The organism is Bariatricus sp. HCP28S3_D3, from assembly GCF_052065755.1.
Classification (GTDB): domain Bacteria; phylum Bacillota; class Clostridia; order Lachnospirales; family Lachnospiraceae; genus Allocoprococcus.
This window is the reverse complement of sequence record NZ_JBQHTK010000030.1, coordinates 25,097-35,240: the sequence shown is the minus strand read 5'-3', so window position 1 is coordinate 35,240 and position 10,144 is coordinate 25,097. Positions and strand designations below refer to the sequence as shown.

8 protein-coding genes are annotated in these 10,144 nt (G+C 38.5%); 1 reads left to right on the top strand and 7 read right to left on the bottom strand.

What is annotated here, in order from left to right; genetic code table 11:
• Entirely contained in the window at positions 1 to 111 is a 111-nt protein-coding gene (locus tag ACTNB3_RS14455) for a zinc ribbon domain-containing protein (protein WP_441026463.1), read from the top strand.
• A gap of 562 nt (positions 112 to 673) precedes the next feature.
• Here ACTNB3_RS14455 and ACTNB3_RS14450 read toward each other — a convergent pair.
• The 7 genes from ACTNB3_RS14450 to gyrA form a co-directional block, all read right to left on the bottom strand.
• Complete coding sequence (locus ACTNB3_RS14450) at positions 674 to 3,091, bottom strand: FtsX-like permease family protein (protein ID WP_441026461.1); 2,418 nt, start codon at positions 3,089 to 3,091, stop codon at positions 674 to 676.
• Positions 3,088 to 3,753, bottom strand: a complete 666-nt coding sequence (locus tag ACTNB3_RS14445) for an ABC transporter ATP-binding protein (RefSeq protein WP_441026459.1) — start codon at positions 3,751 to 3,753, stop codon at positions 3,088 to 3,090. Before ACTNB3_RS14445 ends, ACTNB3_RS14450 begins: the two co-directional genes overlap by 4 nt.
• Before the next feature lie 76 nt (positions 3,754 to 3,829).
• A complete protein-coding gene (locus ACTNB3_RS14440; protein ID WP_441026457.1) occupies positions 3,830 to 4,822 on the bottom strand; it encodes a sensor histidine kinase in 993 nt (330 codons plus the stop codon).
• 136 nt (positions 4,823 to 4,958) lie between these two features.
• Positions 4,959 to 5,678 (bottom strand): response regulator transcription factor, encoded by a 720-nt coding sequence (locus tag ACTNB3_RS14435; RefSeq protein ID WP_427819289.1) that lies wholly within the window; start codon positions 5,676 to 5,678, stop codon positions 4,959 to 4,961.
• A 92-nt stretch (positions 5,679 to 5,770) separates the two neighbouring features.
• Positions 5,771 to 6,823: a sensor histidine kinase gene (locus ACTNB3_RS14430; protein ID WP_441026455.1), complete on the bottom strand. Its 1,053-nt coding sequence runs from the start codon at positions 6,821 to 6,823 to the stop codon at positions 5,771 to 5,773.
• On the bottom strand, positions 6,823 to 7,503 hold the full coding sequence (locus ACTNB3_RS14425) for a response regulator transcription factor (RefSeq protein ID WP_427819293.1): 681 nt from the start codon (positions 7,501 to 7,503) through the stop codon (positions 6,823 to 6,825). Before ACTNB3_RS14425 ends, ACTNB3_RS14430 begins: the two co-directional genes overlap by 1 nt.
• Complete coding sequence (gyrA, locus tag ACTNB3_RS14420; protein WP_441026452.1) at positions 7,493 to 10,063, bottom strand: DNA gyrase subunit A; 2,571 nt, start codon at positions 10,061 to 10,063, stop codon at positions 7,493 to 7,495. Before gyrA ends, ACTNB3_RS14425 begins: the two co-directional genes overlap by 11 nt.
• Positions 10,064 to 10,144: the final 81 nt, after the last annotated feature.

The following is a 10,144-nucleotide window of genomic DNA, read 5'->3' as shown; positions in this document are numbered from 1 at the left end:
TTGTCACTGTCAGAACGGATCTATGAATGTGGGTGCGGGAATCGGATGGATCGGGATGTGAATGCAGCGATCAATATCCGAGAAGAAGGAAAAAGAATTTTATGCGCATAATTGCGCCTGAAATATGCCCGTAACCGGGCAGAAAAGAACCGCGGGGCACGCGGGGATAGCTTATTGATACTTAGCCCTATCGGGCTATTGAGTAAGAAGCCCCTACTTCAAAGCTTTAGGGCTTAAGTAGTGGGAGCGTGTCACTGTGAATTGCACTCCTGAAATTATTATGATGAACAACTCACTTGTGGTACTTACTACTCCGAATAATACAGGATGGGAATAAAAAAGGTGATGTTATCAAATTTGAATCCTCACTTTATCCAACTTATGGGCATTCAACATCTATTTTACCTATTATCGATGGAGAACTGAAAGAAGAAATGGAAATTTTCAATACAAATGAAGTTTCTTACCAGTATACTGCTACTAAAGATTGTTATTATAATCTTGGAATACTCAGTGCCAGCCCTAGTTCTATTAGTTTTCACGAAGGAACGATTTCGGTAATTAAGTAAACACAAATCTCCCCTTGAAAAAGAGACTGGGGACGCTCCTTTTGCCACCCACAAGCCAAAGAGCTCTGAGCAAGACAAAAGGAGCGTCCCCTCACACTTAAAACTTAAAAGCCAAAGGGCGCTGGGCGTGACAAAAGGAGCGCCCCAAAAGCAACAATTCCACTCCCCAAAACCGCCAATATTCCCATCACTCCAATCTCAATTTTCTTCTTTTTCCTAATAAACTCTTCTTCCATCCCTAGTGCACGAAAAATTTCCAGACTCCTCTTTGCTTCATACTCTTCTGCTTCTAGCATCTGATAAAGAACTATGAATACCAATATTAGATAAAATACCGTAAATACACTATACATTCCCAGAAACGAATACATATCCTGTTGTCTTTGTATATATTCCTGATGATAGTTATCAATGTTTACAGTACCCATTTTCTTGATACATTTTAACAAATGTTCTTCTGTATCAAATACATCTGCATCATCTGAAAGATTAATTCTTACCTTCTGACAATACTCATTCATATTGTTTACTTGAAAAGTTTTCCAAAATTTTTCTCCTACAATGATCTGGATTCCACTTCCTCCTGGAAACGGGGATCGAATATCTTCTTTTTTTGCTGTTCTAAGTATCCCACTGATTTGAATTTGTTTTTCTTCTGTATACCCATTCACTTCCCAATGAGATATTTTTAGCGTATCTCCAACTTTCAGATCATTTTCCATGAGAAATGATTCCTGATATTCTTCTTCGGTTACATTTCCCAGATATCCATATGATGTTTTTTCTAAAGGAGGAAGCAGTAATATGCAGAAATTTCCATTTTGAAAGTCATTTTGATTGATACTTCCTTCCGTCATATTTCTCACAAATCGTTCTATATTTTCCCACTCATTAACGCCTAATACGCTTAATGATATTTTATTGATTTCTACATTTTCATTAAAATTCTGTTCGGTTTTTACAACTTCCTGAAAATATCTATTATCCGAGTATTCAGACAAATCAATGGTAAATTCCCCACTGGCGCTGACTTGATAAGTTTCTACTGATTCTACTCCGGCAATCTGAGAAAATAATGCAATATCACTTTTTCTTATACCAGATACTTCCGGAAAATCTGTCGTATCTAGACTATATCCATTTCCTGTCGTTTGTTTAAACTCTTCCAGATTTACTTTTTTATTTCTTACTTCAAGAATTCCAAACAACACAATACTTATTGCACTGGATAGTAATAAAATCTGAACGATTTTTCTTACACCTTTATATTTCCACTCGCTCATAACTACGGAAAAGGGTGTAAATTTTGAAATAGAACAGCTCCTTCTCTTTTTGATTTTTTTATTTCTTCTTTCACCTCCTGATTTTAGAATTTTATTTAATCTCATGCATGATAATAAATAACCGGTTACAATAATAAGCCCGCTCCATAAAATTCCATTTAACATTGACTTTACAAAAATCTTCGAGATAATATTTTGTCCTGATATGACCTTTAGGACCGGTAAACTGATTTTATAAAGAGAGACTCCCATAAGAGTCCCTATAGTAAGTGAAATACTTCCATAAATTCCAGCTTCCCATAAAATCATCTGAACCATTTGACTCTTTACCATTCCTAATGCATATAGAAATTTCCAAAATTGTTCTCTTCCATCAATGGAATGAGAAATCGTAATAAATAGCACACAAATTGCAGATCCGGCAATCAATATTCTTATGGTTATCAAAAAATCTTCATATGGGATTTTGTCTGTTATCAATCTCCCATCACTAAAATTTTCAACCATGGCACAAGAAATATCTTCACTTTTTTCCATGTCTTCATAAACATTTTCATATCCATCTTTTGCCTTAATAAGCATATGCGTTTCCAATGGACTCCCTATTCTTTCTGCCCCTTCATTAGTCACAATTCCAGTTGGTAATCTATGTCTTAAGCTGATATCCCAGTTTACTTGATAGTCTTTGATGATTCCACACAAAGTGTAGGACAGTTCTACCGATGTTTCTTCATGATGAAACTCTATGGACGGTATGATTCTTAACGTGATTTTTTCACCTATTTTATCTTCATATCCTAGAAGAACAAGCATGCTATATTCCATAGCGATTTCATTTTCATTTTCCGGAAATTTTCCCTCTTTCAATTCCAAACGTCCCAGATTCCATGCGTCTTCATCCATCGTTCCTATGTTCCACTGAGTATTTTCCAGATAGTCTCCTTCAAGAACACCATAAATATTGATTTCACCTGTCTTTTCAAGAAATGGGTTATCCCTTGCAACAGATCTGTCTTTATAATCTGTTTCTACCATTATCCTTTCCCACTCACCATATACTTCTTTCCGGCTTTCCCGAAATGCATCAATGATACCTGATGTCATCTGTAAATCAAGCTGTATTAAAGCGCATGCCAGAATGGAAATACAAAGAATCTGGATACTGTATTTCTTCTGTTTCTTTATTCTTTTAAAACTCAGATTTCGCTCAATCTTTTTGGGATTCATTTCTTTTTTCATCGTAGTCTACCATCTTCTATTGTTACAATTCGATCTGCATAATTTGCACTTTCTATATCGTGCGTCACCATTACAATCGTTTGTCTATAAATTTCTCTTGACATACAAATCATCTGCATCACTTCCTGACCTGTATAATAATCTAAATTTCCGGTCGGCTCATCTGCAAGAATAATTTCCGGTTTTGCTGCCATCGCACGGGCAATTGCAACCCTTTGCTGCTCTCCTCCGGAAAGCTGATCCGGATAATCCATTCGTCTTTCCCACATACCAACTCTTTGTAACACATGCTGTAAATGTTGATAATCCGGAGTATCATGCGAAATGTAAAGTGGCATACAAACATTATCCCAAATTGTATATTCTTGAAGAAGCTGATACTGTTGAAATACAAATCCTATGTGTTTTTGCCTTATTTTGCATTTTTGCTTTTCAGTAAGCTTGTTTATTTCTCTTCCGTTTAGAAACACTTCACCCGAATCTGGTTTCTCTAGTGTTCCTGCAATTTTGAGAAACGTAGATTTCCCCGATCCGCTTCTTCCCATAATTGCGACAAATTCTCCTTCTTCCACTTCAATAGAAAAATTTCTTAATGCAGTAATATTTTTTTGACCAAATCGATACTTTTTATTTACATTTTTAAACTGAATAGCTGCTTTCATTTCTTTCCTTCCATATTTTGCTTATCTGTTGTTTTCAGTTTATCATATTTATCTTTCAATTCTCTTACTCGTATTCTTACGATTCCGTAAGATTTTTATCTGCTTCTTTTGCAACCATCTTCGGAATCCGGAATTCAAATGTAGTCCCTTCTTTTTTTGAATCAACTACCTGAAGGGTACCCTGATGAAGACTTATGATTTCTCTTGATAAATTTAACCCAATGCCAAAGCCTTTGTTTTTTCCCTCTTCTATCTGATAAAACCGGTCAAATATATGCTCTCTTTCGTTTCCTTCCAGACTTTTTCCACTATTAAATATCTGAATTACATAATTATCCCCACTGTCAAGAAGTAAAACATTAACTATTCCACACTGTGAAGTAAATTCAATAGCATTTTTCAATACATTTTCTATTGCTTCCTGAATCCAGAATGCATCACAAGATAAAATACATTCTTCTTCGGATTCATAATGAATGCAAATATATTTTTCTTCTGCAAGAATTTTTATTCTGTCAATACATTTTTCAATCAATACAGTTAAATTTTCTCGTTTTCTTTTCATCCAGATTTTTCCCGCATCGATTTGTGCAAGTCTCAGTAAAACGATTGTCATATCTTTCATCCAACAAAGTTGATTTACACAGCTCTCCAGTTTTTCTTTTTTCTTTTGGTTTTCTTCTAGTTCTGTCAGATTTTCAAGAGTAAGCAACATTCCTGCCATTGGTGTTTTTAACTGATGGGATATATTTTCCATATAAGTTCCCATCTTTTTTCTTTCATTCTGGACAATTGTTTTTTCTTTTTGAACCTGCTCATATATCCGCTTTTTTTCCTGTTCCATATATTGAACAATTTCTTTTTCTGTTCTTTCATTTCTGCATATTTCCAGAATTAATCCAGCAAAACAAATAAAAAAAGCTGTAATACAGTAAAAAAGTCGACCGTATGTTTTAATATTTTCTTTTAAATATAATTTTCCACTTTCTTCATATCCGGCATTTTTCATTTGAATGCTTCCTAACTCATATTTTTCTTCATCAAATGACCTAAACACCGCATGCTCCATATCTGTCTCCTTCAGTTCACCAATCCAGGAAACAACTTGTTTTTCATATGCATTTCCAAGAATCTGTTGATATATAAAAAAGGCAGTCAGCATAAAAGCAAAGACTGCCAGCCATTTTACACAAATATTTCTGATTCTATTTTTCTGAAATGGTCTCATATATTTCCTCCGTTTGTATTGTCCACCGATATCCGATTCCTCTTTTTGTCTCAATCAAGATTTCCTTACTATCTCCGGAAATCTTGCTTCTGATTCGATTAATATAAACCGATAATGCATTATCATCTACAAAATTCTCATTGGAATCCCAAATAATTTCCAGAAGCTTTGCTCTTGAAATTATCTGCGGTGAATTTACGATTAAGCAATATAAAATTCGATATTCTGTCAAAGTCAGTTCTATCGGAATTTGATTTTTTACGAGAGACTGTCGATCAAAATTTAAAACAAATTCTCCGCTTTTGATTCCTGTTTTTCTCTTTTCTTCTTGATTTTGTTCAGATCGTTTTAAAAGAGATTTGACTCTTGCAAGAAGTTCAAATGTCCGAAATGGTTTTATGACATAATCATCACCGCCGGCTTCAAAGCCTTCAACAATATATCCCTCGCTGTCATATGCTGATAAAAATAAAACTGGATTTCTAGTCCTTTTTCTGATTTCTCGACAAAGGGAGATTCCATTTCCATCCGGAAGTTTCATATCCAATATGTAGAGCATATACTTATTTGCTTTGATTTTTTCCATTCCTTCTGCAAATGTTGATGCTGTTTCTGTTTTCCAATCTCTCATTTTCAAAACATCCTCTATTCCGCATCGAACCATTTCATCATCTTCTACAATCAAAATTTTCTCCATATTTCTCACCTTCTTTTAGTGACTTTGGAAATCCTTTTGCCACCCACAAGCCAAAGGGCGCTGGCCGTGACAAAAGGATCGTCCCCTGGCTCCTACACCACCATTTTATAAAACCGAATCACAAATCTCGCTCCGCCATCTTTTACATTTTCGGCGAATATCACTCCTTCGTGGGATGTGATAACCAGTCTTGCAAATGCCAGTCCCACACCAAAATTCAAAGTTTCTGTCTTTCTTCCTCTGTAGAACCGTTCAAACAGATGTGGCATATCTTTTTCTTCGATTCCTTCTCCTGAATCTGTGATGCTAATTTCTGTATAGATTGGATTTTCTCTCCAGGAAGTGCAGATGGTTCCGTCTTCCGGTGTGTGTTCCATCGCATTTTTGATCACGTTTCCGATGGCTTCTTCCATCCATTTTTTATCGCAATTGATAGAAATATTTTTTTCGCCATGCGTCGTGAATTTCTGGTTTCTCAGTTCCATCGCGATTTCAAATGGCTGCATGGATTCCTGAATAAGGTTTTGAACGGAAATTTCATTTTTCTTAAATGTGATGGTTCCGGCATCCAGTTTTGCCATTTTTAGGAGGGATGTGATCAGCCATTCTATTCTTCCGAGCATCTGTTCCATGTCGCGGCACAGTTTTCGTTTCTGTTCTTCCGGTGTCTCCGGTGATTTGATTTTTTCCAGCATCAGGTTCAATGATGTAAGCGGGGTGCGGATCTGATGGGAAATGTCGGTCAGGGAATTGGCAAGGTTCCGTTTTTCTTTCTGGATACATTCATTTTGTTCCCTCAGTCTTATGATCATTTTCTGAATTTCATCCCGCAGGATTTCCAGGTCTCCTTCCCGCATTCTGCTTAAGTTCAGGTCTGCCTTTCCGTGAAGGATTGCATCCATTTCCATGGTAAGTACCCTGATTCCATGATATCTTTTTCCTGCAAATATCATCCAGATTAAAAGCAAAATGATTCCGCATAGAAGTGCTCCTGCGGCTCCGCCTTTCAGCAGAAACACTGTTTCCGGTGACCATTTATTTTTTCCAAATACAGATTCGAAAAAAAGGAGCGCACTGATAAATGCAGTTGCTCCTCCTCCAGACAATAACTGTAATTTAATTTCTCTGTTTCGAAAAATACCCATTACTCCTCCATTTTATAGCCAAGTCCTCTTACTGTTTTGATGATCTGAGGGTTTTGAGGTGAATCTTCAATCTTCTCCCTGAGCCTCTTAATGTAAACAGTAAGTGTATTATCATTTACATATTCACCGGCGATATCCCAAAGTTCTTCCAGAATATAATCTCTGGAAAGCACTTTGCCTTTTTTCTGTAAAAACATCAGAAGAAGTCTGTACTCCAAAGAGGTCAGAAAGATTTCCCGGCCGTCTTTTTTTACGATTCCTCTTGATGCATCAATCTCCAGTCTGCCTGTCTGAATCTGGATTTTTTCTTTTTCTCCGTAAAATCTGCGGATTACCATTCGCATTCTGGATACCAGTTCGCGCGGCCGGAATGGTTTGCTGATGTAATCGTCGGCTCCCATATCCAGACCTGTCACTACTGAGAATTCATCGTCCAGTGCAGTTAGAAATATAATCGGAATCCGGTACAGCGCCTTCACCGCCGTGCAGACGCTGTATCCATTTCCCTGTGCCAGTGTGATATCCAGCAAAATTAAGTCAAATTTTTGTTCTTCGAGAAGGTTCATTGCCTTTTGCTGTCCGTCGACCGAACAGATTTCAAAACCTTCTCCTGTCAGAAATTCTGTCAGATTTTCTATGATGAGGCAATCATCCTCGACCAGAAGTACTTTATTCCTCATCCGGCTGTCCTTCTGTCATTTCGCTATCGCCTTCCATATCCTCTGATACTGTCTCAATCTCTTCCAAAGTTCCTACCGGTTCTTCTTCATTTTCAGAAATATCACCCTCCAGCTCTTTGGATGCATGACGCACTTTGGCAATACTGGCAACTTCTTCTTTCTCCTTAAGGTTGATCAATTTTACACCAGAAGTAATTCTTCCGAGAACGGAGATTCCCTTACATTCCATGCGGATCACGATTCCATCGGTATTGATGATCATAATTTCATCATTGCGATTTATCGCCTTTGCTCCTACTACATTACCGGTCTTTTCAGTAATCTTATAACATTTCACACCCTTACCACCACGGTTCTGAGAGGTGAATTCTTCCATCATGGTACGTTTTCCCATACCTTTTTCGGACACGATCAGAAGGTCTTCTCCCTGTGTATCAAGCTGCATTGCCACCACTTCATCGCGGTCACTTAAGTTCATACCGCGAACACCCATGGAAGTTCTTCCTGTTGCGCGGACATCTTTCTCGTGGAAACGGATGCACTGTCCGTATTTTGTTACCAGAATAATATCGCATTCGTTATCTGTTGTTTTTACTTCAATCAGTTCATCATCTTCTCTGAGCGTGATTGCAGCAAGTCCTGTCTTTCTCACATTTGCATATTCGCAAATCGGAGTCTTCTTTACAAGACCTTTCTTGGTTGCCATGAACAGATAATCTCCATCTCTGTAATCCTTAATCGGAATCATTGCGGTGATCTTCTCATCCGGCTGAAGCTGCAGAAGATTGATAATCGCAGTTCCTCTGGAGGTTCTTCCGGCTTCCGGAATCTCGTAACCTTTCATGCGGTACACGCGTCCGGTGCTGGTGAAGAACATGATATACTGATGTGTATTCGTCATAAACAGTTCTTCCACGTAATCTTCTTCCAGTGTCTGCATGCCTTTGATTCCCTTGCCACCGCGGTTCTGGCTCTTGAAAGTATCATTGCTCATGCGCTTGATATAGCCAAGTTTTGTCATGGTGATGACTACATCTTCCTTCGGAATCAGATCTTCCATGGAAATGTCGTACTCATCAAATCCGATGGACGTTCTTCTCTCATCTCCGTATTTCTCAGAAATCACGAGAATTTCTTTTCTGATCACACCGAGAAGCAATTTTCTGTCTGCAAGAATTGCTTTATATTCTGCAATTTTCTTCATCAGTTCTGCATATTCTGCTTCTAGCTTCTCTCTTTCCAGTCCGGTAAGAGCCCTCAGACGCATATCTACGATTGCCTGTGCCTGCGCGTCACTGAGATTGAATTCCTTCATGAGAGATTCTTTCGCAATCTGCACCGTCTTGGAACCACGGATGATTGCGATTACCCGGTCAATATTATCGAGCGCGATCAATAAGCCCTCTAAAATGTGGGCACGTTCTTCGGCTTTATTCAGATCATATTTCGTTCTTCTTGTTACGACATCCTCCTGATGCTCCAGATAATGGTTCAGCATCTCAAGAATATTCATAACCTTCGGCTCATTATTTACCAGTGCAAGCATAATAACGCCGAACGTATCCTGAAGCTGTGTATGTTTATATAGTTGATTTAAAATAACGTTCGGATTCACATCACGGCGCAGTTCAATGCATACACGCATACCTTCTCTGTTTGACTGATCGCTGAGGTCTGTGATTCCGTCAATCTTTTTATCTTTTACAAGCTCTGCAATTTTCTCGATCAGTCGCGCTTTATTTACCATGTACGGAAGCTCCGTCACAACGATACGATTCTTTCCGTTTGCCATCGGCTCGATATTCGTCACTGCACGAACACGGATCTTACCACGTCCTGTACGGTAAGCTTCTTCGATGCCTCTTGTTCCAAGGATCGTTGCTCCGGTCGGGAAATCAGGTCCTTTGATGATTTCCATGATTTCTTCGATGGTTGTCTCTTCTTTATCTGCAATCTGATCATCAATGATCTTCACTACGGCACCAATGACTTCCCGCAGATTGTGCGGCGGAATATTGGTCGCCATACCGACTGCAATACCGGAAGTTCCGTTTACCAGAAGGTTCGGAAATCTTGCCGGAAGGACGGTAGGCTCCTTCTCCGTCTCATCAAAGTTCGGTACGAAATCAACGGTATTTTTATTAATATCAGCAGTCATTTCCATGGAAATTTTGCTGAGTCTTGCTTCGGTGTATCGCATAGCCGCAGCGCCGTCTCCGTCCACAGAACCAAAGTTTCCGTGTCCGTCAACAAGCGTATATCTCATAGACCAGTCCTGAGCCATATTTACCAGCGCACCATAAATAGAACTGTCACCGTGCGGATGATATTTACCCATCGTATCACCGACAATACGTGCACATTTACGATGCGGTTTGTCAGGTCCGTTGTTCAGCTCTATCATTGAATAAAGAATTCGTCTCTGTACAGGCTTCAAACCATCCCGCACATCAGGAAGCGCACGCGAAGCAATAACACTCATGGCATAATCGATATAAAAATCTTCCATAGTTTTCTTCATATCCACTTCATGGACTTTGTCGAAAATATTATCTTCCATTTTTTTCTTCTCCTTTTGGTTGGAATGCAGCTTTTACAGCTGCAGCCTTCTCGAAAATCTGCGATTTTCTCGATGGGTTGG